Source organism: Tenacibaculum sp. L6 (assembly GCF_028823685.1).
Taxonomy (GTDB): domain Bacteria; phylum Bacteroidota; class Bacteroidia; order Flavobacteriales; family Flavobacteriaceae; genus Polaribacter.
This window is the reverse complement of sequence record NZ_JAPEHZ010000002.1, coordinates 1-24,250: the sequence shown is the minus strand read 5'-3', so window position 1 is coordinate 24,250 and position 24,250 is coordinate 1. Positions and strand designations below refer to the sequence as shown.

Annotated in this window: 24 protein-coding genes; 10 read left to right on the top strand and 14 right to left on the bottom strand. The window is 31.1% G+C overall.

Annotated elements, in window-relative coordinates:
• Positions 1-139 precede the first annotated feature (139 nt).
• The 3 genes from OU788_RS00850 (at position 140) to rimM (ending at position 1,553) form a co-directional block, all read left to right on the top strand.
• Positions 140-331: a cold-shock protein gene (locus tag OU788_RS00850; protein ID WP_274633403.1), complete on the top strand. Its 192-nt coding sequence runs from the start codon at positions 140-142 to the stop codon at positions 329-331.
• A gap of 173 nt (positions 332-504) precedes the next feature.
• Entirely contained in the window at positions 505-1,008 is a 504-nt protein-coding gene (locus tag OU788_RS00845) for a 30S ribosomal protein S16 (protein WP_274633402.1), read from the top strand.
• 17 nt (positions 1,009-1,025) lie between these two features.
• Positions 1,026-1,553, top strand: coding sequence for a ribosome maturation factor RimM (gene rimM / locus OU788_RS00840; protein WP_274633448.1), 528 nt, complete (start codon positions 1,026-1,028; stop codon positions 1,551-1,553).
• An 85-nt stretch (positions 1,554-1,638) separates the two neighbouring features.
• On the opposite strand, the gene OU788_RS00835 is transcribed toward rimM, so the two are convergent.
• Together OU788_RS00835 and OU788_RS00830 are read right to left on the bottom strand one after the other, a co-directional pair.
• Positions 1,639-1,872: a hypothetical protein gene (locus tag OU788_RS00835; protein ID WP_274633401.1), complete on the bottom strand. Its 234-nt coding sequence runs from the start codon at positions 1,870-1,872 to the stop codon at positions 1,639-1,641.
• A gap of 297 nt (positions 1,873-2,169) precedes the next feature.
• A complete protein-coding gene (locus OU788_RS00830) occupies positions 2,170-2,673 on the bottom strand; it encodes a GNAT family N-acetyltransferase (protein ID WP_274633400.1) in 504 nt (167 codons plus the stop codon).
• Between the two features lie 51 nt (positions 2,674-2,724).
• On the opposite strand from OU788_RS00830, the gene OU788_RS00825 reads away from it, so the two are divergent.
• A complete protein-coding gene (locus OU788_RS00825; protein WP_274633399.1) occupies positions 2,725-3,315 on the top strand; it encodes a PhnA domain-containing protein in 591 nt (196 codons plus the stop codon).
• Positions 3,316-3,341: 26 nt separating this feature from the next.
• Positions 3,342-3,695 carry a hypothetical protein gene (locus tag OU788_RS00820; protein ID WP_274633398.1) on the top strand — a complete coding sequence of 118 codons (354 nt, stop codon included), beginning with the start codon at positions 3,342-3,344 and terminating at the stop codon, positions 3,693-3,695.
• Between the two features lie 3 nt (positions 3,696-3,698).
• On the opposite strand, the gene OU788_RS00815 is transcribed toward OU788_RS00820, so the two are convergent.
• Both OU788_RS00815 and OU788_RS00810 read right to left on the bottom strand, forming a co-directional pair.
• A complete protein-coding gene (locus OU788_RS00815) occupies positions 3,699-4,754 on the bottom strand; it encodes a nucleoid-associated protein (protein ID WP_274633397.1) in 1,056 nt (351 codons plus the stop codon).
• A gap of 33 nt (positions 4,755-4,787) precedes the next feature.
• Entirely contained in the window at positions 4,788-5,387 is a 600-nt protein-coding gene (locus OU788_RS00810) for a ribonuclease HII (protein ID WP_274633396.1), read from the bottom strand.
• Positions 5,388-5,457: 70 nt separating this feature from the next.
• On the opposite strand from OU788_RS00810, the gene OU788_RS00805 reads away from it, so the two are divergent.
• On the top strand, positions 5,458-7,419 hold the full coding sequence (locus OU788_RS00805) for a putative porin (RefSeq protein ID WP_274633395.1): 1,962 nt from the start codon (positions 5,458-5,460) through the stop codon (positions 7,417-7,419).
• Positions 7,420-7,423: 4 nt separating this feature from the next.
• Entirely contained in the window at positions 7,424-7,672 is a 249-nt protein-coding gene (locus OU788_RS00800; protein ID WP_274633394.1) for a hypothetical protein, read from the top strand.
• Here the strand turns inward: OU788_RS00800 and OU788_RS00795 are convergent.
• From OU788_RS00795 to OU788_RS00785, 3 genes are all read right to left on the bottom strand, one after another.
• The gene (locus OU788_RS00795) at positions 7,629-8,081 is read right to left on the bottom strand and encodes a GNAT family N-acetyltransferase (protein ID WP_274633393.1); all 453 of its coding nucleotides are present in this window, start codon (positions 8,079-8,081) and stop codon (positions 7,629-7,631) included. The two genes, OU788_RS00800 and OU788_RS00795, sit on opposite strands and share 44 nt — an antisense overlap.
• 39 nt (positions 8,082-8,120) lie before the next feature.
• The gene (nhaC, locus tag OU788_RS00790; protein ID WP_274633392.1) at positions 8,121-9,611 is read right to left on the bottom strand and encodes a Na+/H+ antiporter NhaC; all 1,491 of its coding nucleotides are present in this window, start codon (positions 9,609-9,611) and stop codon (positions 8,121-8,123) included.
• Between the two features lie 194 nt (positions 9,612-9,805).
• Positions 9,806-11,005 (bottom strand): aminotransferase class I/II-fold pyridoxal phosphate-dependent enzyme, encoded by a 1,200-nt coding sequence (locus OU788_RS00785; protein ID WP_274633391.1) that lies wholly within the window; start codon positions 11,003-11,005, stop codon positions 9,806-9,808.
• Positions 11,006-11,225: 220 nt separating this feature from the next.
• On the opposite strand from OU788_RS00785, the gene OU788_RS00780 reads away from it, so the two are divergent.
• Entirely contained in the window at positions 11,226-11,684 is a 459-nt protein-coding gene (locus OU788_RS00780; RefSeq protein WP_274633390.1) for an Lrp/AsnC family transcriptional regulator, read from the top strand.
• Between the two features lie 13 nt (positions 11,685-11,697).
• Here the strand turns inward: OU788_RS00780 and OU788_RS00775 are convergent, their stop codons facing one another.
• From OU788_RS00775 to OU788_RS00750, 6 genes are all read right to left on the bottom strand, one after another.
• Positions 11,698-13,650 carry a DUF3857 domain-containing protein gene (locus OU788_RS00775; RefSeq protein ID WP_274633389.1) on the bottom strand — a complete coding sequence of 651 codons (1,953 nt, stop codon included), beginning with the start codon at positions 13,648-13,650 and terminating at the stop codon, positions 11,698-11,700.
• Positions 13,650-15,671 (bottom strand): DUF3857 and transglutaminase domain-containing protein, encoded by a 2,022-nt coding sequence (locus OU788_RS00770; protein ID WP_274633388.1) that lies wholly within the window; start codon positions 15,669-15,671, stop codon positions 13,650-13,652. The genes OU788_RS00775 and OU788_RS00770 overlap by 1 nt, the downstream gene beginning before the upstream one ends.
• A 7-nt stretch (positions 15,672-15,678) precedes the next feature.
• Positions 15,679-17,595, bottom strand: coding sequence for a DUF3857 domain-containing protein (locus tag OU788_RS00765; protein WP_274633387.1), 1,917 nt, complete (start codon positions 17,593-17,595; stop codon positions 15,679-15,681).
• Between the two features lie 67 nt (positions 17,596-17,662).
• Positions 17,663-18,763: a DUF4407 domain-containing protein gene (locus OU788_RS00760; protein ID WP_274633386.1), complete on the bottom strand. Its 1,101-nt coding sequence runs from the start codon at positions 18,761-18,763 to the stop codon at positions 17,663-17,665.
• Positions 18,764-18,843: 80 nt separating this feature from the next.
• Positions 18,844-20,925 (bottom strand): M56 family metallopeptidase, encoded by a 2,082-nt coding sequence (locus tag OU788_RS00755; protein WP_274633385.1) that lies wholly within the window; start codon positions 20,923-20,925, stop codon positions 18,844-18,846.
• Positions 20,925-21,293 carry a BlaI/MecI/CopY family transcriptional regulator gene (locus OU788_RS00750; protein WP_274633384.1) on the bottom strand — a complete coding sequence of 123 codons (369 nt, stop codon included), beginning with the start codon at positions 21,291-21,293 and terminating at the stop codon, positions 20,925-20,927. The genes OU788_RS00755 and OU788_RS00750 overlap by 1 nt, the downstream gene beginning before the upstream one ends.
• 145 nt (positions 21,294-21,438) lie before the next feature.
• Here OU788_RS00750 and OU788_RS00745 point away from each other — a divergent pair, with 145 nt between their 5' ends.
• Positions 21,439-22,002, top strand: a complete 564-nt coding sequence (locus tag OU788_RS00745; protein WP_274633383.1) for a hypothetical protein — start codon at positions 21,439-21,441, stop codon at positions 22,000-22,002.
• Positions 22,002-22,658 (top strand): DUF2490 domain-containing protein, encoded by a 657-nt coding sequence (locus OU788_RS00740; protein ID WP_274633382.1) that lies wholly within the window; start codon positions 22,002-22,004, stop codon positions 22,656-22,658. Before OU788_RS00745 ends, OU788_RS00740 begins: the two co-directional genes overlap by 1 nt.
• Before the next feature lie 39 nt (positions 22,659-22,697).
• On the opposite strand, the gene OU788_RS00735 is transcribed toward OU788_RS00740, so the two are convergent.
• Positions 22,698-24,086, bottom strand: coding sequence for a dipeptidase (locus OU788_RS00735; RefSeq protein WP_274633381.1), 1,389 nt, complete (start codon positions 24,084-24,086; stop codon positions 22,698-22,700).
• Between the last annotated feature and the right edge of the window lie 164 nt (positions 24,087-24,250).

The window sequence follows — 24,250 nt, the reverse complement described above, 5'->3', positions numbered from 1 at the left end:
GTAGAGGTAAAGGCTTGATTGGTTGACTGTAACTAAATATTGTGTTAAGTGTAGATTAATTTAAAAATAAATATGATAAAAAGTGATTGACAATCAATTAATAAGATTACATTTGTACTTTAATATAATTTTTTTTACAATGAAAGAAGGAACAGTAAAGTTCTTCAATGAATCTAAAGGTTTTGGATTTATTATCGAATCAAACTCAAACACAGAGCACTTTGTACACGTATCAGGTTTAATCGATGAGATTAAAGAAGGTGATAACGTAGAATTTGAGTTAAAAGAAGGAAGAAAAGGATTAAACGCTGTTAGCGTTAGAGTATTATAATATACCTTAGTAATTTATTTTTCTTAAGAGTCTGTTTTACAGGCTCTTTTTTAGTTTAATAAAATAGGTTTTTTGCTTTTTAATGAAAAAGATTTCATAAATTTGCGCCCACTTATCACGAGATGATAAGATTTATTAATAATCAAGGTCGCGAACCTTAAAAATTAAACATTATGCCTGTAAAAATTAGATTACAAAGACACGGTAAAAAAGGAAAACCATTTTATTGGGTAGTAGCTGCTGATTCTAGAGCTAAAAGAGACGGTCGTTTCTTAGAAAAAATCGGAACTTACAATCCAAACACGAACCCTGCAACTATCGATTTAGATGTTGATGGAGCTGTAAAGTGGTTGCAAAATGGTGCTCAACCAACTGATACTGCTAGAGCTATCTTATCTTACAAAGGAGCTTTATTAAAGAATCACTTAGCTGGTGGAGTAAAAAAAGGAGCTTTAACTGAAGAGCAAGCAGAAGCTAAATTTACTGCTTGGTTAGAAGAAAAAGCATCAAAAGTAGCTGGTAAAGCTGATGGTTTAGCGAAAGCTAAAGAAGAGGCTAAAGCTAAAGCTTTAGAAGCTGAAAAAGCTGTAAACGAAGCACGTATTGCTGCTGCTGTTCCTGCTACTGATAGCGAGGATGCTGCTGTTGCTGAAACAGGTGCTGATAGCGAAGAATAAAAACGTGTACTACGATGATGCAAAAAGAAGATTGCTTTTATCTTGGCAAAATCGTTAAAAAACATAGTTTTAAGGGTGAGGTAGTTATTAAGTTAGATACTGATGAACCCGATCTTTACGAAAATTTGGAATCAGTTTTTGTCGATTTAGGCAATAATCTGGTTCCTTTTTTTATTGAAAAATCTTCATTGAGTAAAGGAACTATGTTTAGAGTAAAATTTGAAGATGTAGATACTGAAGCTGATGCAGAAGCTATTTTGCGTTCAGAAGTGTATTTACCTTTAGATTTGCTTCCAAAACTTTCTGGAAATAAGTTTTATTACCATGAAGTTATTGGTTTTACGGTTGTTGATGATGCTTTTGGTGAAGTTGGAACTATAGTGAGCATCAACGATGCTTCTGCACAACCTTTATTTGAAATTGATAGAGAGGGTAAAGAAATTTTTATTCCTATGATAGATGATTTTATTAAAAAGGTAGATAGAGAAAATCAAGTAATTGAAGTAAATACACCAGAAGGATTAATTGAGTTGTATTTAGAATAATATTTTTTAGAGATGCTTCAATGAGATAGTATAAAAAACGGAAGGAGTTATCCTTCCTCATTTTTTTTATCTAAAGCTGTTTAATTTAAACAGCTTCTTTTACAACTTTTAATTTATAATGTGGTTTGTTTATTTCTTTTTCAATCAGGTCTTTCGATCTTATAACATCAGTTATTTGAAGGCTTCTACCGTTAAAGTTTCTTTTAACAATAACTCTTTCTAGCCAATACAATTCTCCTTTAAAAATTAAAGGGAAGAATAAAAAGCGGCTTGCTTTCCTTTTTATCCTTTTTTGAGAGGGTTTTAGGTTAATTTTCATTTCCTTTTGTTTAATTGAGTAAAATTTTTTACGTGTAATACAACAAGAAAATTCAGTTCTTTTTTTAAAAAGAATTAGATATTTAGGGGTAGGGGAATGCTGTCGAAGCGAAAATATTAATAACGCTTTGTTAAAGCAGTGCTAAAATAGGTAAAACTTTACGGATAAGAGTACAGAATCGTCCAGAATATTATGAAGTGTGTTTTTGAAATATAGTCAACTGTTTATTAGTTGTTTAATTTGTTTTTTTTGAAGTTTGTTTTTGAGAAAAAAAAGAAATCTGGATGATTTCGGACTCTAAAAAATATATTCAAACACACAATCTTCTCCGCTTTCAAAAACCTGTTGCATTCCTACGTAATTAAAACCTAAGTTTTTTAGCAGTTTTTGAGATTTTTCGTTTTTAGGCATGGTTAAAGCCAATACTTTTTCTTGTTTGAATTTTGTTCGAACGTATTCTATAATCAGTTTTGTAGCTTCAGTAGCATAACCTTTTCCTCTTCCGATAGGTAAAAAAGCGTAGCCAATATCAATAAAATCAAGAGTGTCTCTTTGTAATGCGGTAGATGCACCAATAGGTCTGTTGGTTTCTTTTAAAATAACCGTGAAAAATCCCAATCCGCCTAATTTTGAATTTTTAAATAAAATGTCTTTTAAATAGACCTCGGTTTCTTCAATAGATTTTAGGTTTTTGTCTCCTATAAACTGAATCCAATCAGGGTCGTTGAATAACTCAAAGTAAAAAGGAGCATCACTTACTAGCGCATCTCGTATGATTAATCGTTCGCTTTCTAATAACATGGTTTAAATATAAATTAAAAATGTACTTTTGCGAAGCAAAAAAATAACAAAATGAGTTTATTACAAGAATTACAAGATAGAAGCGGAAATCAATGCGAGCTATGTGCATCAAAAGATGACTTATCGATTTATGAAGTGCCACCAATTTCTACTGGTGGAGTAGATGGTAGTTTACTGGCTTGTAGCACTTGTGTTGAGCAAATAGAAAATCCTGAGGTTACAGACGCAAATCACTGGCGTTGTTTAAACGATAGTATGTGGAGTGAATTCAGAGCGGTAAAAGTTGTAGCTTGGAGAATGTTACACCGTGTTAAAAAGGATGGTTGGTCGCAAGATTTATTGGATATGCTTTATTTAGAAGATGAAGATGTGCGTTTTGCAGAAGCAACAGGTGAACATTTAGATGAAAGTGAAAAAATTATTCATCGTGATGTGAACGGAGCCATTTTACAAGCGGGAGATAATGTGGTGTTGATTAAAGATTTAAAGGTAAAAGGTTCTAGTATGGTAGCTAAACAAGGTACTGCAGTACGTAGAATTTCATTAGATCCTGAAAATGCTAAATATATAGAAGGAAAAGTAGAAGGTACTCAAATCGTGATTATTACCGATTACGTTAAGAAAATGGCTGAAAAGGAGTAATAATCCTAGCTTCAAGAAAGAGAAAAATGTCTGCTAAATATTATAAAGAAAAACACTTACAAGCAACAAGATATAAAATAGAAAACGTTATCAGGCAGCAAGATTTTTTGTCGAGACATAGATGGAAAGTAATTGCTGCTGGTATTGTTTTTAGTTTTTGGGCTCCTACCTATATGCAAGGGCATTACTCTTCGAAAAGGGTGTCTATACTTGAAAAAACTGATTATACCTATTTAAAATTAGTAATGCTTTGTGCATCTGTTTATATGGTTTTATGTATTCTTTATCATTTATCAAGTAGGTATCAGGATAAAAAGAAATTAAAAGAATTAAAAAAACTAGAAAAAAGATTAGAGAAGGAAATTTCAGAGTTGGATTAATTGTTACTTTTCAGTATTATAATACACTTTATAGAACTTCATTTTCTTCTCTTCGTCGTACCCTTGTTCTAAATATTCAGCAGAAGCATCAGGAGCATCTACATCAATCTTAATCTGAATATTGGTGTCTAGCTTTATTTCGGTTTTGAACTTGCTTTTTTCCTTTTTTAAGACAACATCAGATACTTCAAAGTTATTACGAATTAATACATCGTTCAATTTCTCAAAGTGTTGTTTATAGTCTTCAAACAAATTTTTGTGTTTATCTTCTTCAAAGATTTCATCTTTAAAGTTGTGATAATCTACATTTTCGTGTTCTTTAAAATAATCAACTGTATTGGCTAAGAAGTTGCTTTGTTCTTGTTTTCCAAATTCAGGTTTAATCACTTCTTCAGAAAACTCCTTACACATTTCTAAGTAATTTTGCGTGTGTAAATTACGATCATCGGCATACTTTACGCTTAAAAAGTTTTTAATCCAGTATTGGGCATCATAATTGTTATTGTCAACTGATAAAACTACCGTTCCTTCTGTATCAGAAGAGTTTAAAATTAAACAACCTTTATCTAATCTTTTGGTAGAAATTCCTTTTTGAACAACCACATCAAAACTTTCATCGTCTAAATAGGTTTGGAAGAAGTCTACTTTACTTTCAATTTTAAAAATTCCAACGGCTTCGGTTAAAACATCTTTATATTCGATACCTTCAAAATAAGCAACAATTACATCACCCGTTTTAATATTGGCAGAATTTGATTGCTCGTATAAGTGATTAACAATGTTTTTAGAATGTTGGATGAAGACCTCATTGCTATCATCTTCAAAAATATCTGAAGTGTATTTGTTGATTTCGTTTAAGCGAACATCTGCATGATGGCTAAAACGATAACTCTGCGTAACCGAACCAAATGGTTTTAGTAAAAAAGGAAGTAGCAATTCGTAACTTTCTTCATCAAAACGCACTAAACTTTCAGAAAAAGCATTTTGTCCGCTATTGTATTTATTAGCGACTTTATGAATGATACATTTGTTAATTTCGGTACGAGTTCTTTTAATCATCTTCTAAAAAATTGGAAGACAAAAATAGAAAAATTACAATTCTAATTTCAATTGTTCAGGTAACAATTTAAATGATTTTCTGTGGTAGATTGTTGCGCCAAATTGTCGAATAGCTTCGCGATGTTCTTTGGTAGGATATCCTTTGTTTTTTTGCCAATTATACTGCGGAAATTCTTGATGAATTTTCTCCATATATTCATCTCTGTATGTTTTTGCCAGTACAGAAGCTGCAGCTATACTCATAAATTTAGCATCACCTTTTACAATGGTTTGATGAGGGACTTCTTCATACGGTTTGAATTTATTTCCATCAACAATAATAAATTCTGGTTGAATATTTAATAGTTGAATAGAACGATGCATGCCAGCGATTGAAGCTTGTAGAACATTTAATTCATCCACTTCTTCTTGATGAATAAAGGATACTCCGTAAGCCAAAGCGTGTTCTTCAATATACGGGCGAAGCTCTTGTCTTTTTTTTTCAGAAAGTTGTTTAGAGTCGTTTAGTAATTCGTGTTGAAAATTATCGGGCAAAATAACCGCGGCAGCTACAACAGGACCTGATAAGCATCCTCTACCAGCTTCATCAGTACCAGCTTCTAATTTATGTCCGCTAAAGTTTAATTTCAACATGCTACAAATTAACAGTTTTCAAAGAAATTAAACTTAAAATTAATCGTTAAATTATTTTACTTTTGCTGTTATGAAGAAAAATCTTTTAGTATTCTTTTGTTTGATTAGTGTTCAGGTATTTTTTGCTCAGAAAAGATCTCTTGACAGGGGGTTATCTAGACCTACAGGAGGATTTAATCAAAATTTAGATTCACTTTCCAATGGCGAAATTAATGTAAGGTTAAGTGGAAATACAAAATATACCGATTATAAAATTATATCGCACAAGAACGATACTACAATTATAGACACGACACTTACCCTTCAAAAAGAATATAAGTTTAACTTTTTACGAAAAGATAATTTTGAATTGTTGGCTTTTCATAACCAAGGGCAAACATTTAATAATTTAGCATACGATTTCACGAATATTTCACAATTTCCGGATATTGGTTTTAGAGCTAAAATGTTCGGTTATATGGATGTAGAAGATGTGAATTATTACCATGTGCCTACACCAACATCCGAAATTATGTACAGAACAGGTTTGGAGCAAGGTCAAGTTGTAGATGCATTGTTTACCACAAACTTTTCTAAACGATTTAATTTAGCAATCGCCTATAAAGGGCTTCGTTCGTTAGGGAAATACCGACGTTCTTTAGTAAGTACAGGTAATTTTAGAGTGAGTTTTAGTTATGAAACTCCGAAAGGGCAATATGGGATAAGAGGACAAGTTGTAAATCAAGATTTTTTTAATCAGGAAAGCGGAGGGTTAACAGAAACCTCTTTAACAGCTTTTATAAACGATGATCCTAACTTTAGTACTAATAGAGGTAGGATGGATGTGGTTTTAAATAATGCTGAAAACAATTTAGATGCAAAACGCTTGTATTTTGAGCATACATTCAAACTGCTTTCATCAAAAGATAGCGTGACTCAAAGAGATTTTTCAAATCTAAAATTAGGACACTCATTTACGAGAGATTCTAAATTCTATCGTTTTAATCAAGGAACTGTGACATCAGATGTATTTGGAAATGCTAATATTTCTAGCGGAATAAATAACAAGACGAAATATTTGCTGTATGATAATCAGTTGTTTTTAGATTTTAATTCTAAGTATGTTTTAGGGAAGTTTCGCGTTAAAACAGGAGTAACTTCATATAACTACGGATACGAAAACTTACAAAATAACACAGTTGGAATTACTAAAAACAAATTAAAAGGTGATGCTGTTTCGTTTGGAGCTGATTGGAACGGACGTATAGGGAACTTTCACGTAAATGCTTCGGGAAGTCTTACTCCAGGAAGCGGACGTTTATCAGGAAATCAATTTTCAGGAGAAGCTTTTTATAAAAAAGATAGTGTGCTAACTGTAAAAGGTAGGTTAGGAATCAGTAACAAATCACCTAACTTTAACTTCTTACTGCATCAAAGTAGTTATGATGATTATAATTGGGAAAACAATTTTTCTCAAATAGGAACCCATAGTTTAGGAGGAGTAATTGATTCTAAATGGGGAAATGCATCTGTTGATATTACCAATATTAGCAATTATACTTATTTTGACGAAAACGGACAACCGAAACAGTTTTCAGGAGATGTTAATTATTTAAAAGCGAAAGTATCTAAAGAGGTTACCTTCGGGAAATTTGCTTTAGATAACACGTTGATGTATCAAAAAGTAGCCAGCGGAGAAAGTGTTTTTAGAGTACCTGAATTTGTTACTCGTAATACACTGTATTATACTGATGAGTGGTTTAAAGGAAAACCTCTATTGGTGCAAATAGGAGCTACGTTTAAGTATTTTACAGAGTACAAGGCAAATGCCTACAATCCGTTATTAGCAGAATTTACGCTACAAAATGATACTGAAATTGGCTATCCAACAGTCGATTTATTTTTTAATGCACGCGTAAGAAGAACTCGAATTTATTTTAAAGCAGACAATGTTAGTTCTTTTGCTTTTAAAAAGAATTATTATTCAGCACCAAATTACCCGTATAGAGATTTTGTAATTCGTTTTGGAGTGGTTTGGAATTGGTTTATTTAATAGTATGAAAGAAAAATTACAACAAAACTGGAAGTTATTTTTACTAGCAAGCTTAACTTTAGGTTTAGCTCCTTTTAAACCGCCACATATTGTAGGAAAGTTAGAATGGATTGCTGGTGGAAATGCTTTTTCAGGAGAGCACGCTATGAAGTTTATGGATTGGTTTGACGTATTTCTACACGGAACTCCATGGATACTCTTATTGATTTCTATAGTGTTAAATCTTTTTTCATTAAAGGGCAAAATCGATTAGGAATACTGCTTTCTTTTTCTCCGAAATAAAGAAATCCTTGACTTTCGTAAAACGATTTAGCATTTGGGTCGGCTAATAATGTCATGGTAGTAGCATTGAGCTGTTTCGCTTTTATATAAGAATCTTCCAATAATTTTTTACCGATTCCCTTTCCTATAAATTCAGGTAAAATAAATAGAAATTCTAGCTCAATAGCATCGTTTTTAGGCTGATTTAAAATATAAAATCCAGCTATAGTGTCTTCTAAAATATATTTATACACAAACATATTTTCCATGATGTTTTCCGTAATGGTTAAATCATGGCGCCAACTTTCTATTTGTTCTTCAGTATAGCCCCAATAAGCTTTCGATTTTAAGGCAATGTTAGTTAGCGAATCCGCATCTAGCGCGTTAGCTTTTGTAATCATACAAATAATAAAATCTGCAAAAAATAGAGGTTTTATTATTTATTTAGATGAAGTTGTTAATTGTTTTATTTTAATTCTGAAAGCAGCATATACTAAGGTTGTAAACGGGCTTAACCAGTTAAACATAGCATAAATAGCATAGTCTATAACAGGAACTCCTAATACTCCCGAATGGTAAGCTCCACAGGTATTCCATGGGATTAAAACAGAAGTTACTGTACCAGAATCTTCTAGTGTTCTACTTAAATTTTCAGGAGCTAAACCTTCATCTCTATAGGCTTGCGCATACATTTTTCCTGGAACAACAATTGCTAAGTACTGATCAGAAGCTGTGAAATTTAATCCGATACAAGTAGCAACTGTACTAGCAAATAAACCAAATACAGAGTCAAATAAACTTAACATAAAGCTACTAATTTTAGCTAAAGCTCCGATAGCATCCATTACTCCACCAAAAACCATCGCTAATAAAATCAACCATACGGTTCCTAGCATTTTTTTCATTCCTCCTGCAGTAAATAAATCTTTTAAAACCTCGTTTTCTGTAGCAACAGAGGTTTCAACAGTAATGGCTTGCATTACTCCTTTGTAAGCAGCTTCAAAATTTAATTTTTCAACCCCTGCAACTTGTGTTACCACATGTGGCTGAAAGATTAAAGCGAAAATACCCCCTAAAATTGTACCCGCTAAAAGAGCAATTAATGGAGGTGTTTTTTTAATGATTAAAATAATAACCAATACAGGTACTATAAATAACCACGGAGTAATGTTAAATGCTTTGTTAATATCGGTTAGCATTTGTAATGTGTTAGCTTCACCAGTTGTTGTTTGTGTAAATCCAAGTATGATAAAGAAGATAATGGTAATTATAAATGTTGGAACTGTGGTGAACGCCATGTATCTTATGTGCGTAAATAAGTCGGTTCCTGCCATGGCAGGAGCTAAGTTTGTAGTATCAGACATTGGTGACATTTTATCTCCAAAATAAGCTCCTGATAAAACAGCGCCAGCAGTCATTCCTAAAGAAATTCCTAAGGCTTCTCCAATACCTATTAAAGCAATACCTACAGTTGCTGAGGTTGTCCAAGAACTTCCTGTTGAAATAGAAATCACTGCACAAATTATTAAACATGCTACTAAAAATATTGTCGGATTTAAAATTTGAAGTCCGTAATAAATCATTGAAGGAATAATACCGCTTATAAGCCATGTTCCAGCTAAAGACCCTACCATTAAAAGTATTAAAATGGCTCCTGCGGTAGATTTAATGTTCTCGGCAACTTCTTCGATCATTCTTTCATAAGAAACCTTGTTTTTAAAACCTATAATTGCCGCTACAGCACCACCCATTAATAAGATAAATTGGTTACTGCCGCTTAAAGCATCATCACCAAAAACATATACATTGTACGCTAACATTGCAATTAGAGCAAAAACAGGAATCAGTGCTTCCCAAATAGTCAATTCTTTATTTTGGATTATTTTTTGGTCTTCAACTTTGATTTCTGAAAGGTTTTTATCGTCTTGCATGTGTAGTGTTTTTCGGATTGTAATGTTACGATTTTGAATAGAATTACACAAATCGAATCAGTTAATGACTTTCTTTAAGAAAAATTGAAAAGAAATGACAGATAAACAAAAATGTCATTTTAAATAACGTAAAAGAAGTTGATAATTTTCACATTATTTAAAATGACACGTCTAAAAATATAACATAGAGGTTTTTACAGTACACCAACCTCTTTCATACACTCTTTCATCATTTGATAAGTGCGTTCAATATCATTGTCTAATCCGATAGAAAAACGGATTAATCCATCGGTTAATCCCATTTCTTTTTGTTCATCTAAAGGAATTTCTGATGAAGTTGAAGTGCCTGGAGCCGAGAATAAGGTTTTATAAAAACCTAAACTTACAGCTAAATATCCTAAGTTTCTATCTTGCATTAGTTCCATTAAAGTATTGGCTTTGTCTAAAGAACCTGCATCAATAGTTAACATACCACCAAATCCGTATTCTTCATTCATCATCGATTTAAAAACTTCATGAGATGGATGTGATTTTAATCCAGGATATACTGTTTTTAAACCATCAGCTTCAAACTTCTCGGCTAAATAGCTAGCATTTTTACTGTGTTGTTTCATGCGAATATGAAGGGTTCTCATATTTTTTAAGATAGATGAAGCGCGTAAAGAGTCCATAGAAGCTCCTAGTAGCATACTTGCGCCATCAATAACGCTTTTTTGTGAATTGATAAAATCTGTAGTTCCACAAACAACGCCGCCCATAGTATCCGACGAACCGTTTATGAATTTTGTTAAACTATGAACTACGATATCAGCACCTAATTGAGCTGGAGAGATTGATAATGGAGAAAAGGTATTATCAACAACCAACTGTAAATTATGTTTTTTTGCAATTGTGGCTAATGCTTTAATATCTGCTACCTCTAAAAGTGGGTTACTTACAGTTTCGCAGTAAATCATTTTAGTATTTTTGTTAATAGCAGCTTCAACGATGTCTAGTTTAGTGATATCTACAAATGAGGTTTCAATTCCCATTTTAGGAGTAAAATTCTTCAAAAAAGCATAGGTTCCGCCATAAATAGTTCTACTAGAAACTATATGATCGCCCGCACCGCAAATTTGTAAAATAGTTGGCGTGATCGCTCCCATACCCGTAGCAGCAACATTGGCTGTTTCTGTTCCTTCCATAGCAGCAAGAGCTTCTGCTAAATATAAGTTTGAAGGAGAAGAGTGACGAGAATATAAATAGCAACCGTCTGTATTTCCTTCAAAAGTATCAAACATTGTTTTTGCTGATAAGAAAGTGTATGTAGAAGAATCAGAAATTGAAGGGTTTACACCGCCGAATTCTCCAAAATATTGTAGGTCTTGTATGTTGTTTGCAGGTTTAAATTTCATGTTGAATTGAATTAGTTATTTAATGACTACTAAAATCAGTATTATGGGTTAAAAAATCAATAGAAGATGCTTTTTATGGTTTTTTAAACTAAATTTGTGGTAGTTTTTGGATTTTATTTCGATGTTTATTATAGTGAAGCTGAATTAAATAGATTTTTTTTCAGATGAACCCTCCTAGAGGGATTAAGTAAATCAGAATAATTAATTAAAACCGATTCAAATGAAATTAGATAAAATAGATAGGAAATTGTTGGAGTTACTTCAAGTTGATAGTAAACAAACAACTAAGCAGTTGTCTTTGCACTTGGGGTTATCGGTTACTGCAGTTTATGAGCGAATAAAAAAACTTGAAAAAGAAGATGTTATTAAACAATATGTTGCCTTAGTAAATAAGAACAAAATTGGAAAATCGTTTTTGGTGTTTTGCCATATTCGATTAGAAAAGCATACCAAAGAATATATTGATGTTTTTGAAAGAGAAATTAATAAGTTAGAAGAGGTAACCGAATGTTTTCATGTAAGTGGCGACTACGATTATATTTTAAAAATCTATGTAGAAGATATGGATGAATATCGTGAGTTTATGGTAAATAAACTTACAGTTTTAAAACATATAGGAAGTACCCACAGTATTTTTACTATTGGAGAAGTTAAAAACTCTATAGCAATAGCTTTATAAAAAAAGCGAGTAATTAATTACTCGCTTTTTCAATTTCGATAAAAACATCTTGTGCTTTTATTATTTGATTGTAAAACTCTTTTAGGTAATAATATTCTTCACTACTATATACTCTTTTATTTAGGTTAACTCTAGAGTATACACTAATTACATTATTTAAGTTTTTAAAATTAATAATAAACCTTCCTCCCTTATTTGGTAGAGATAAAGCTTTATTTTCGGGTAAATTGTTCACAGTATATCCATCGGGTAATTTTAAAGAGAGCATATAGGTATGATTTCTAGGATACCCATAATCAACAGGATAATCTCTTTGATTAAGTTTGAAAGGATTTTGAGTATACCTGTCTATTAAAAAAGGATTAATTCTAAGTTTTGTGTCAAAATTTATATGATCAGTTGTGATTTCATAAATTTGATGTAGTGTGTTTTCTTTCTCGTCTAAGTTTTGATGTTCTAAATTTTCTACTTCAAGATTGGGGTGTTTAGATTCAAAATTTTCAATATAACTTTCAATATCTGTAGAGTTTAAATTTTCTCTATCATTTACAGCGTAGAAACCATCACTCGAAATCATTAAATTTCCACTTAAACGATTTTCTTGATTAAAAGATAATTGGGCTTTAATATTTCTAAAGCTTTTTCTCTGTAGTTTTATGTTTTCCCAATAGCTACCACTAGCAAAATCCATATTTCTGCCGTCACCATTTAACGATTCATGTTGTACTAGGCCAAAAGGCAATTGTTTGTTTGTAGCATCTAGAAAGTATGTTTTATTGTTTATAGTAGCTTTAACTAGTAAATAATTAAAGTCATCAATTATAGGGTGTAGTCTTGTAGGAATAGCCTTGTTTCTTGTTGAGGTTAAAACAAGATAACTTTCAATATTTGCTGCTTTTAAAGAGTTGTATAATGATAAATTAACATCAAAAACATTGCCTGTTTTGTTTTCAAAAGCGTCTTTAATTCTTACTTTTTTTGATGGCCAGTATTTTTCATTCCAAGTAAAATAATCTTGAATAAAGTAATAAACTTTTTTTGCTCTTTCTAAATCATCGTTAATTAAAAGAAGAGCAGGAGGTAAGTTGTTTTTAAAGAAACTTTTTTTTGAGGTTTGATTGTCTAAGAAATCATATTTTAAACTTTTGTCAGCATCTTTCCATGTTTTAGTATACTTGTCAACTCCACCTCTAGGGTTTTGAAAAGATTCTAAATCAAAACAAAGTTTAGAAATAAAGTTTTCTTTGCTTAACATGTAATCTTCTTCTTTAAAAGCAGGAATATCGTCTATTCCATAATCTAAAATCAAACAAGCCCCATCACCAAGTCCAGGAATATAAACACAACCTTTTTTAATAGAAGCATCACTTCTTTTCAATTCAAGAAACCCTACAAGTCTTATGTTATATTTCCAGTTACCTAAAATTGCTGCAGTAAAATCACTTTTAATTTTAGGAATGTCAGATTGAAAATGCCAATCATCAATTTTAGAGTAAGGAGAAGTAACAGAGTATGTATACTCGATTACACTTCCTTCTTTAATGTTCGGTAAGGTAAATGTAACTTCCTTCCATTCCCCATAGAGATCTTTTGTATAAACTTGCGTATCAATTAAATGATTTTTAAGAATCGTATTGTTTTCAGAGATGTTATAAGTTATTCCTTTTATTGAATGTACTTTTTCACCTCCATAAAAAGGAATTTGTACAGTGGCTTTATTAGTGCCTTCTTTTTTTAATATTTTTATTTTAAAGTAATAATCAGTAGTTTTTTTGTAGTCTCTACTTTCATCTATATAGTAATTGGCATGTTCGTATAAAACAACAGCATTTGCGGTTGTGTCTTTCTCATACCGATTCATGTTTAGCTCTTGTATATCTACATTCCCTATTCTTGTGGATTTTTCCTGTTGAGAAAAACTATTAATGAAGAATAGGCAAGTAAAAGTAAATAATATGATTTTCATTATATTTTTGTTAATACAATTTTTTCGGTTTGTTTTTTAATTAGTTGATTATAAAGATCTTTTACTGCTAAATAATGTTGAGGAGCTATTATGTTAGAATTAAATTGGGTTACTGAAAAGAGTTTGATTTTATTGTTTTGTACTGTCACTTTGTATTTAAACACTCCTAGGTTATCAGGTAAACCGATAGCTAATTCATCAGGATAAGATTCTATAGAATAAGATTCTGGAACTATTATTGAAACAGAATTTTGATCTTGCCAAGGCATACCAAAATCAATTGGAAAGCTTCTTTCTTTTGATTTAAAAGGACTTTCTTTTGTTACTAAGAAAAGTAAAGGAGATAAGTATAATTTATCGTTAACCTCTTCAATAAAATCTTCGCCAGAAAATTTTAAGTTTTGAACAATGGGTTTTGATAGGTTTTCTTTATTTAAAATTTTAAAATCTTCTATTTCTATATTATATTTATCTTCTATAGAGTTTATTAGATCTTCTTCTTTTTTTAGATTATTCTTTTGGCGGTAAAACATAGCAGAATGCCCTTTTAAAGATTTCCGTAACATTCCGCTTACTTCTCCTAATTCATCAATTTTTATATGTAAAATATTATTTTCTTCAGCAAGGGTTGAGGGGATAAGTTCAACCTGTTGAGAATTTCCATTTTCAAGAATTTCTGTTCCGTACCAGTTCAAGGTTCTAAAAGGAAGTATATTGAAGCCTGATAAAGCTTCAGTAGCATCTAATAAAATATATTTACCATTTGATAAGTAAACTTTGGAAATAACATAATTAAAGCCTTCTCTAGTTGGAAATAATGGAATTCCATTATTTTTGGTGCTTGTCAGAACAGGATTTGCCTTAACTCCTGCATATCGAAGCATTGAGGTTAGCATTAAATTAATCTCAGCAACATTACCTACTCCTTCCTTATAGGCTTTTTTAACTCCTTTCTCTGTATATTTTCCATAGTATTCATTCCATTTAACTTTTGATTTAACGAATTGGAATATTAGCGCTATTTTATCAGAATCGTTTTTAGCGATACTAATTAAATCAGTTAAATCATCCTTGAAATAATTACTTTTTTCTAGCTCGCTTCCAAAATCTGAAGAGTTATAAATTGTTTTACATACACTTTCCCAGCTTGTAGCATAATTTTTGTATGTTGAATTAGGAAAACGAGTACCTGAAAGTTCAAATTCTACTCCACCTCTGTAATTATTAACATTGCCAGAAAAAGGCTCGTTTTCTTTTATAGGAGAAATATTTTCATGGTCAAAATTATAAATTCTTACAGTGAATTTTTTACTATGATTTGTAAATTCAGTTTTAGTAGTAGAGCCCATGCCTACTCCAGTTTTATATCTCGTTTTTGAAGTCCAATCTATAGAGCCTTCTTTTGAGGTTTGTTTTGGGGTAATATTAAAAAAACCTTTAGCTCTTTGACTGAAAACAAAATACTCTGGAATTTCTATTTGAGTATTAAGTTGCTTAACAGGTATTCCATATTGAAAGTTAACAGTTTGAATACCCCAATAAGGAGAAGATAAAGTATATTTAATGTCGATAATACTTCCTTCTTTAACATTAGGGAATGTGATTTTTTTTTGACTCCTATATTTGTTTAAATGCTCTTCAAAAATATCTTTCTTTAATAACTTTCGCTCTGTGATTTTACCATTTTCTAAATTATAAGTATAAGCTTTTAATGAGGTGATTTTTTCAGCGTCTCCAGTATCAGGAGTATAATAGGTTATTTTTTTAGTGGCATAATCAAGACCTTCTTTTGTGTATATTTTGATTCGTTCATGATAATCTGTTACAACTTGGAATCCATCTTCCATATCATACTTAAAATAAGTTCTTCTATCTTTTAAAAGATAAGAAGCATCAGCAGTAGAATCTATAGGGTGTAAACTTTCTTCTAATTCTTCTTTTGATACTTTTCCAAATTTTATTTCTTGAGCGTTTAAATTATAAACAAAGATTAAGGTAAATAAGAGTAATACTTTTTTCATAGTAATTTTATAGTTTGGTTAATTCTGTTCTTAGGTTATCGTATTTGGCAACTGTTTTTCTAAATTTTCTGTAGACTTCATAATCTTCCTTAGGATAAATGCCTTTTAGAAGAGAAAACTCTCTTATATATTTAAATGAAGTATCATCTATTTTTTCAAAATGAATACTGTATGATCCAAATTTATTTGTAATGTTTATGTTTTCTGGAAGGTAGGTTGTAGTGTAACCTTGAGGAATACTAAAAGTGAATTCATCTTTATCTGTAAACCCTCTTTCTATTTCTAAGGAACGCTGTCTGTTTCTGTATTTTTTTGAAACACTAGTTACTCTATTAAATACATTAAGTTTAAACAAATAACTGCTATCTCTAACTGTAGCAAACTTTTCTATTTTGACATTAAGACTCTCTGTAAATTCAACCTTTTCTTTGTCGTTTATATGTTTAATATCTTCAATTTCTAAATTATTGTTATAACTCCAAACATCAGTTTTGTAATATTTGTTAAGTTCTTTTTGAGTATAATTTTCAATATGATATTTGTTGTCATATTGAGTTCCGTATGATTTTCTTTCAAGTTGAGCTGAAATACTTCCTTCAGGTAATAACTTAATAGAGGCTTTGGTTACCTGTAAATTATCTTTATTAATATAAGCAGATGTTCTTTTAATGACCCCGCCTTCAGGGGTTATTACAAGCACATCTCTATCGTCAGTAAAATCTCCCAAAAAACCAAAAGGCATAGTTTGACTGGTACATTCTAACCAAATATCATTTCCATTATTAGGGATGTTTAAAATAACATGATTACCCTGCATAGAAGAAAAATCGCTGTAAACATTTTTCTTTGCACTTCCAGCCCAAACAACAGAGTAGTGTGACTCAACACCAACGGCGTCTAAAAGAGCTTTAGTGTAATTGGTCAACCCTTTACAATCACCATACCCTAACTCATGAACTTTATTTGCGGGAATCGGTTTCCACCCACCAATTCCTTCTTGAACACTAATGTATCGTGTTCTGTTTTGCATATAAGAATAAATAGCTTTAGCTTTAAGTATTGGATCTTTTATTCCTTTAGTAATATTATTAACTTCAGATTTAATTGATTCAGAAACAATATCATTTCCGTTTTTCAAATATTCATAGCGCCATTTTCCAAACTCCTTCCAGTTACTAGCCTTACCTTTTATGTTCTTTAAAGAAAATTGATTTAAAGCGATAGTTAAGTTAGGGACAAACTCTTCAAAATTTAAAGTATAATATTCAGGTTTAATAGCTTGTTGGTTTGTCAGTACGTAATTTAAATTAGTGTCTGTAGAAGAGTTTTTAATAGAAAAACCATTGAAGTTTTTTTCTCTTTTTCTAAATGGAATGTTTTGAGGATTGTTTATAATATAAACGCTTTTTTCTGTAGCTAAATAATAATTTTCAATAGGAAACCATTTGGGGATAAAACCTGTTGAAGAATTTTTTTCTTCTGATTCAAAAACGACAGTATAAGGATATGATGTTGGGGTATGTTCTAAAAATTTAACTCTAGAGTCTGAATATAGAGTACCTCCATCAATAGCACTAACATCTTGAAAGTCGTTTTTAGAATATTTCTTCACTTTATTTCCTAAAGCATCATAAATAATAGCAGATAAACGAGTAATTTTAGTATCATTATTATAATGTTTATAGGCATCAATATGATCTTTACCTAGTTTATTAAGAACAGTAACAATCCTTTTTTGTTTAATTGTAAGTTGATCTACGGCTTCTACTGTTATGACTAATTCGTTTAATCGTACTACAGCGTTAGCATTTTCTTTTAGTTCTTTTGAAATGAAAAGAGAAGAGAGATTTTGTTCTTCTTGAGAAAAAATAGTACTACATAGCATTAACACTATTAAAAAAATAGTGAGTTTATTGGTTTTCATGCAATTAATTCATTTTGTTTTCTAAAAAACTAAAATATAAAAAAATAGAATATAAAAATTGTAGTTTTTATAAAGTTTCTTGTTGATTTTTATAAAATGAATCGGCTTGTAGTTTCATTAAGTTACGAGCCATTTTTTGTTTGTAGTTGTACAGCTCTTCCTCAGTTTTTAAACCGGAATAGACTTTATTGTTGAGGTCTATGTCAGTTTGTAGAATAGCCTCTCTTTGATGAACTTGTTGTTGAATCCAAGTTTTTACTTGAGATTCATGGTTTTCTAGCTTATAATCGTATTCACTTTTTGAACTGATAAGTTTCGCAAAAATAGGGGCGGTCTCAATTGCTAAAAACAACAAGAATATAAAGAAGGAAGGTAGCCAAGGTAATTTGTTTAAAGCATTAACGCGAGCCATTAATCCATCAAAATTAGAAATGATAGGTTGGGTTTGTGTTTCTTTCAATTTCTGATTTTCCAGTAAACTGGCTATGGTAGCTTCTTTCTGCTGAATCTTGTTAGTGTTTTTAGTTTTTAACAGATTCAATTCGGCAAGAGCAGCATCGTGTTTGTCTCTTTTCTCTTTATAAACAGGGCCTTTGCCAAGAAGTTTAGTTCCCTTTCTTCCTTCAGCTTCGGCAATGTAGGTTTCATAAAGTGTATTGACTTCTTGTTCTTTGGTGGTAATCTCGTTTTTTAAAGAAGTGATTTCAGTATTGATTTTCTCGATTTCAGGAGTAAATTGTTGTGCAATTTGAGTTTTGTTATCTAATGTCATCTGATTTTTTTCAGTCAGCAACACTTGGTTGATTTCCTTTTCGAAAATTTTTAATTCCAAAGGTTTAGAAATTACTACAGCAATAATCATTGCTAACAATAATCTTGGAAGCACCTGTATAAGTTCTTTTCGTTTAGATTCACTTTTTTTTATGGTAGAAACAATAAATCTATCTAAATTAAAAATGAGCAGTCCCCAAATAATTCCGAAGAAAATAGCTGTATAAATATTGTCAAAAACTGTAAATAAAGCATAGGTAGAAGCAATGGAAGCCATTAAAGCAGTGAAGAAAACGGTAGCACCAATACCCGCATATTTATTTTGCTCTCCGTTGGCACATTTTTCAAGCAAGACTAAATCTGCCCCCGAACAAAGAAGGAAAAATCGTTTTAACATAGGGTAAGCTTATAAGTTAATAACGAGTGGTTTAAGGTTTTGTTACAAAAAAAGCCTCTTTTAAGAGGCTTTTAACAGAATTATTTTTTTGTGGTTATGTATACATTAATTTCTTTATCACTTATCTTTTTCATCCTTGTAGTTTCTAAAATCAAGTAGTCTGTTTTTTTAAGATGTTGCTCTGTAACTTCTTTGTTGTTTAAAAAATATCTTTTAGTAGTATAATTATTTAAAATTTTATCATGACTAATTATATCAAATATATTAAGCTTTTCATTTAATTTATTCGAGATGCTAATCTCGTGTGCTTCATTATCTACTATCCAGCCAGATTTTTTTTGGGAGTTAACATTTTTTTTATTTTTTGCAGGCGGAGGAGGTGGTGGAAGTTGCTCTTTTATTTTTTGTATATATTCTTTTGTGTTTAACTGATACTGATGTTCTTGAGGGAAACGTTTGCTCCTTGCATTTTTATGTACAAAACTTCCTGAGTAGTTATAAAAGTCGGTGTTTTTATAATTGTTTAAAACATTGTTGTCAACTGCTTTTCCGTCAATCCAAACGGCATACTTTTTAGCGTTTTTTAAATCTTGAAATAATTTATTAGACAAAGCTTTTTGTTTCAATCTAGTTGGTGGGGGAGGTGGTGGAATCATTTTCTTTTCTTCCTCAGTTAATTCAGAGAATTTTTTAGAAATAACATTACCGTCTTTTGTGGTATAAGTCAACGTTCCATTTTTTCTGTTAACTATTCTTTTTAGCTCTGGTATTGAGTCACTTTTTACTGATGTGTACTTTGTTTTATTACTAGCTGGAGGAGGAGGTGGAAGTAACTTTTTATCTTCTTTAGTTAATTCATTTTTTAATTTGTAATAAACTTCACCATCTTTTTTTAATCTAACGTAAGGACTATGTGGATGTATAGGTCTCTTTACTTTTGTTTTATCAGTTTTTGATAGGTTAAAATATAAAGAGCCTAATTTAGAAAACAAGTCATTTAATAGCTTTTGTCTTTCTTCAGAACTTTTAATATAATGAGGTTTTTGATTTCTAAGTTCCTCATATTCTTTGTTTAGTTTATTGTAGTCAGCAACTCTATCTTCCCAAACTTTTAAGTATTCTCCATTGGGTAGCTTAATATTAAAAGTATCTTTCTTTTCCGAAATGCTCATTTTCAGAGAATTTGCCTGATTAAGCTTGTTTTTAATATCTTCTAACAAGGATGAATCATTAAGTATTTGTTTTTTGGGTAACTCACTTTGAGTAATTTCAGAGTCTAAAAACTCATTATTGTTTTCATAGGCTTCTACTCTTTCAGCAAAAAGTAGTGTAAATCCTGCTAATACGGGTATTACCGCCAGTTTTTTTAGTAAGATTTTGGTACGAGAACTTTGTTTTGTCATCATTAGTAATCTTTTTTTAGTTAATAAATAATTCAAATTACTGGCCAAGTAATATTCGTTGTTCCAAGCAGCTCTATTTAATAGTAAATATTGATACTCGGTTGTATTTTTATGTGTTGTAATTACCTCGTTATCTGCTAAAAATTCGTGATTTAACTTAATAGCTTTTTTAAGGAATATAAATGTCGGATTAATCCAAAACATCACTTGTAAAAACTCAATGAGCAAGACATCAAAAGTGTGTTTTTGTAGGGCGTGTGTTAATTCGTGTGTGTAAAGTTCGGTTTCTATTTTATTTGAATTGTATTCTTCTTTATTGATAAAAATATAGTTCCAAAAAGTGTGAGGACTAATAACATCGTTAACTAAAACAAGCGTAGCTTTTTCCTTTTTAATTTTTTGATGGTGTTTAATTTTAAGATAAATGCTCACTAGATTTTTTATAAAACGAATCAAAAGAATCAAAGAAATTATTACATAAGCAAAGATTAGATATTGTGTGTAGTTTACTTCTTCAATTTGAGGAGTTACAACCTCAGTAGTTATGTTGCTGTCTACAATTATCGGAACAAATACTTCGGAAGCTTGCGGAGCAACTTCAATATATATTTTATAAAATGGAGCTAAAAATGAAAACAATACGCTTCCTAACAGATAAAATCGGTTGAATCGATGCATTTTTTCTCGCTCTAATACCAAATGATAAAAGGCAAGCAACAAGGCTAAACAAATTCCTGATTTGATTAAATACGTTACCATTATTGTTGCTTTTTAATTTGCTGATCAATGATCTTTTTTAAATCTTCTAATTCTGAAACCGATAAATCTGTTTTTTCAGTAAAAAACGAAGCAAATTGACTTGCCGAATTGTTAAAAAAGTTTTTAATCAACCCGTTTACGTGCTTAGAAAAATAATCTGATTTCTTAACCACAGGAAAATATTCTCTTGATTTTCCATATAACTTATAGTCTACAAAACCTTTGTCTTTCATCCTTTTTAATAAGGTAGCAACTGTTGTTGTTGCTGGTTTCGGTTCAGGAAACTCGGCTAAAATATCTTTCATAAAAGCTGTTTTTAGCTTCCATAAATATTGCATTACTTGTTCTTCGGTTTTTGACAACTGCATTTCTACAAAATTAGAATTAACTCTACAAATGTAGAAATAATTTTTAATTCTACAAGTGTAGAGTGTTGTTTTTAATAAAGAATTAATAAATTACTTATCTAAGTAACAGGTAAATATTTGTTATTTTGAAGAAAAAAATAAAAGTATGAAATTTATAACAGCACTTCTATTATTCTGTGTGTTTTCGGGGTTTTCTCAAGAAAAGTTTGAGCGTGAGTTTAGAATTTCGGCAGAAGAAGTTCCGCAAAAAGCACAAGATTTTATTAAACAATGTGAGTTTGATAAAAAAGTAAAATGGTACATGGAAGAAAGCCAAGATGGAAAAGCTATTGAAGCTAAATCTTATAAAAAGAATTATAAGTATAGTGTAGAATTTGATGTGAAAGGCAATGTGCTAGATGTTGAAAAGAAGATTAAGTGGACGGAGATTGAATCATCTGTTAGGAAAAGTATAGAAAACTCATTGAAAAAGGAGTTTGAAAAATTTACAATTAGAAAAATTCAGGTTCAATGGAAATCTGATGAGGAAACATTGTTGGGTTTAATCCGTGGTGATAAAGAAAACAAAACGGATGTGCTTTATGAAATAGTGCTTAAGGGGAGAAAAGAGGGGTCTACAAGTTTATATGAAGTGTTAATCAAAGCTGACGGAACAATTATAAAACAATTAAAGTTTGCTCCATCTAACTCATTAAATTTAGAATTCTAATGAAAAAAGAACTTGTATTTTTAGTGCTTGTATTGTTTGTGGTGTCGGTTAAAGGACAAACAAGTTTTACATCAGGGTGGTTGCCAAAAGTAGTGGTATCAGCAAAAACATCATCCACTACAAAATGGGTAAATAGTATAGAGGCTAGGGAGATTTTTTATGAAGATGAATTCGCTTTCTCTCATAGTTTGGTAGATATTTCTAGTATTTTTTCTATAAAATCAGATGTGAATAAATCTTTTAATATAGGATATATTCTCCGATTTAAAGATGATGATATTATTCATCGTACAGTTCAGCATTTTAATTTAGTACAAAGTTTTGATGCACTTAAATTAGGGCATCGCTTCGGATTTGAACAATTTTTTGAATCGGGTGAAAAACCTCAATACAGAACTCGTTATCGAGCCTCGTTAGAAAAAGCATTGTCAGGAGATAAAGTAGATGTTAAAGAATGGTATGTAAAATTGTCAAATGAATATTTGTGGCAGTTTAATGAAGAGGATTTAGAAGTGAGATTATCGCCATATTTAGGCTATCAACTTTCAAAAAAAGACAAGCTAGAGTTTGGTCTTGATTATCGTTTAGGAAAATTACTAGATACACCGAAGAAAAACTCTTTATGGTTTAGAACCACTTGGTATATATCTTTATAAAAAAAAGTCATTACAGCTGTAATGACTTTTTTAGTGTTGTTATTTAGATAACTCAGTAAAATACTGATAGAAATATGGAATGGTTTCAATTCCTTTTAAGTAATTCCACACCCCGAAATGTTCGTTAGGTGAGTGAATTGCATCAGAATTCAATCCGAATCCCATTAAAATAGTTTTACTCTTTAATTCTTGCTCAAATAAAGCTACGATAGGAATACTTCCTCCGCTACGTTGTGGAATAGGAGTAACCCCGAAGGTTTCTTGATATGCTTTACTAGCAGCTTGGTAACCAATATTGTCAATAGGAGTTACATATCCTTGTCCTCCATGATGAGGTTTTACTTCTACTTTTACTGATTTAGGAGCGATACTTTCAAAATGCTTTTTGAATAATTCTGTAACTTCTTCCCATTCTTGTCCTGGTACTAAACGCATCGAAATTTTTGCATAAGCTTTTGAAGCAATTACAGTTTTTGCACCTTCACCAGTATATCCTCCCCAAATTCCGTTTACATCAAGGGTAGGGCGAATAGAGTTACGTTCGTTCGTAGTATAACCAGCTTCTCCATGCACATCATCAATATCTAAAGCAGCTTTGTATTCTTCTAAAGAGAAAGGTGCTTTAGCCATTTCATCACGTTCTTCACGAGATAATTCTTCTACTTTATCGTAAAAACCAGGAATGGTAATATGATTGTTTTCATCGTGTAATGAAGCAATCATTTGTGTTAAAATATTAATTGGATTTGCAACTGCACCTCCGTATAAGCCAGAGTGTAAATCACGATTAGGACCTGTAACCTCAACTTCTACATAACTTAATCCACGTAAACCAGTGGTGATTGAAGGAATGTCGTTAGCAATCATTCCTGTGTCAGAAATTAAAATTACATCATTTGCTAATTTTTCTTTATTTCTTGGAACGAACCATGCTAAGCTTTCTGAACCTACTTCTTCTTCACCTTCAATCATAAACTTTACGTTACAAGGTAAGTTTCCTGTATGGGTCATGTATTCTAATGCTTTAACATGCATGTACATTTGTCCTTTGTCATCACAAGCACCGCGAGCAAAAATGGCTCCTTCAGGGTGAATGTCTGTTTTTTTAATCATAGGCTCGAAAGGAGGGGAAGTCCATAAATCGATTGGGTCAGCAGGCTGCACATCGTAATGACCGTATACTAAAACCGTTGGTAAGTTAGGGTCAATTATTTTTTCTCCATAAACAATAGGGTATCCAGGAGTTTCGCAAATTTCTACTTTATCACATCCTGCTTTTTCTAAGCTTTCTTTTACAGCATCAGCAGTATTTAAAACATCTTGATTGTAAGCTGGATCTGCACTTACTGATGGAATTTTTAATAAATCGATAAGCTCATTAATAAATCGATCTTTATGTTGAGCTATGTAATCTTTTACGTTTTGCATGTGTTGAATATTAATGAACTTCAAAAATAAGAAAAATAGTATACTTGTTCTTGGTAGTTTGCAAGTATTGTTTATATTTGCATCCACAATTTCAAAAGTACGCGGGCGTGGTGGAATTGGTAGACACGCTAGACTTAGGATCTAGTGCCGTGAGGTGTGAGAGT

Bases quoted from the DNA above. Each gene is read 5' to 3' on its own strand.
- OU788_RS00850 (WP_274633403.1), top strand. From the start codon at position 140: ATGAAAGAAGGAACAGTAAAGTTCTTCAATGAATCTAAAGGTTTTGGA.
- OU788_RS00845 (WP_274633402.1), top strand. From the start codon at position 505: ATGCCTGTAAAAATTAGATTACAAAGACACGGTAAAAAAGGAAAACCA.
- rimM (WP_274633448.1), top strand. From the start codon at position 1,026: ATGCAAAAAGAAGATTGCTTTTATCTTGGCAAAATCGTTAAAAAACAT.
- OU788_RS00835 (WP_274633401.1), bottom strand. From the start codon at position 1,872: ATGAAAATTAACCTAAAACCCTCTCAAAAAAGGATAAAAAGGAAAGCA.
- OU788_RS00830 (WP_274633400.1), bottom strand. From the start codon at position 2,673: ATGTTATTAGAAAGCGAACGATTAATCATACGAGATGCGCTAGTAAGT.
- OU788_RS00825 (WP_274633399.1), top strand. From the start codon at position 2,725: ATGAGTTTATTACAAGAATTACAAGATAGAAGCGGAAATCAATGCGAG.
- OU788_RS00820 (WP_274633398.1), top strand. From the start codon at position 3,342: ATGTCTGCTAAATATTATAAAGAAAAACACTTACAAGCAACAAGATAT.
- OU788_RS00815 (WP_274633397.1), bottom strand. From the start codon at position 4,754: ATGATTAAAAGAACTCGTACCGAAATTAACAAATGTATCATTCATAAA.
- OU788_RS00810 (WP_274633396.1), bottom strand. From the start codon at position 5,387: ATGTTGAAATTAAACTTTAGCGGACATAAATTAGAAGCTGGTACTGAT.
- OU788_RS00805 (WP_274633395.1), top strand. From the start codon at position 5,458: ATGAAGAAAAATCTTTTAGTATTCTTTTGTTTGATTAGTGTTCAGGTA.
- OU788_RS00800 (WP_274633394.1), top strand. From the start codon at position 7,424: ATGAAAGAAAAATTACAACAAAACTGGAAGTTATTTTTACTAGCAAGC.
- OU788_RS00795 (WP_274633393.1), bottom strand. From the start codon at position 8,081: ATGATTACAAAAGCTAACGCGCTAGATGCGGATTCGCTAACTAACATT.
- nhaC (WP_274633392.1), bottom strand. From the start codon at position 9,611: ATGCAAGACGATAAAAACCTTTCAGAAATCAAAGTTGAAGACCAAAAA.
- OU788_RS00785 (WP_274633391.1), bottom strand. From the start codon at position 11,005: ATGAAATTTAAACCTGCAAACAACATACAAGACCTACAATATTTTGGA.
- OU788_RS00780 (WP_274633390.1), top strand. From the start codon at position 11,226: ATGAAATTAGATAAAATAGATAGGAAATTGTTGGAGTTACTTCAAGTT.
- OU788_RS00775 (WP_274633389.1), bottom strand. From the start codon at position 13,650: ATGAAAATCATATTATTTACTTTTACTTGCCTATTCTTCATTAATAGT.
- OU788_RS00770 (WP_274633388.1), bottom strand. From the start codon at position 15,671: ATGAAAAAAGTATTACTCTTATTTACCTTAATCTTTGTTTATAATTTA.
- OU788_RS00765 (WP_274633387.1), bottom strand. From the start codon at position 17,595: ATGAAAACCAATAAACTCACTATTTTTTTAATAGTGTTAATGCTATGT.
- OU788_RS00760 (WP_274633386.1), bottom strand. From the start codon at position 18,763: ATGTTAAAACGATTTTTCCTTCTTTGTTCGGGGGCAGATTTAGTCTTG.
- OU788_RS00755 (WP_274633385.1), bottom strand. From the start codon at position 20,925: ATGGTAACGTATTTAATCAAATCAGGAATTTGTTTAGCCTTGTTGCTT.
- OU788_RS00750 (WP_274633384.1), bottom strand. From the start codon at position 21,293: ATGCAGTTGTCAAAAACCGAAGAACAAGTAATGCAATATTTATGGAAG.
- OU788_RS00745 (WP_274633383.1), top strand. From the start codon at position 21,439: ATGAAATTTATAACAGCACTTCTATTATTCTGTGTGTTTTCGGGGTTT.
- OU788_RS00740 (WP_274633382.1), top strand. From the start codon at position 22,002: ATGAAAAAAGAACTTGTATTTTTAGTGCTTGTATTGTTTGTGGTGTCG.
- OU788_RS00735 (WP_274633381.1), bottom strand. From the start codon at position 24,086: ATGCAAAACGTAAAAGATTACATAGCTCAACATAAAGATCGATTTATT.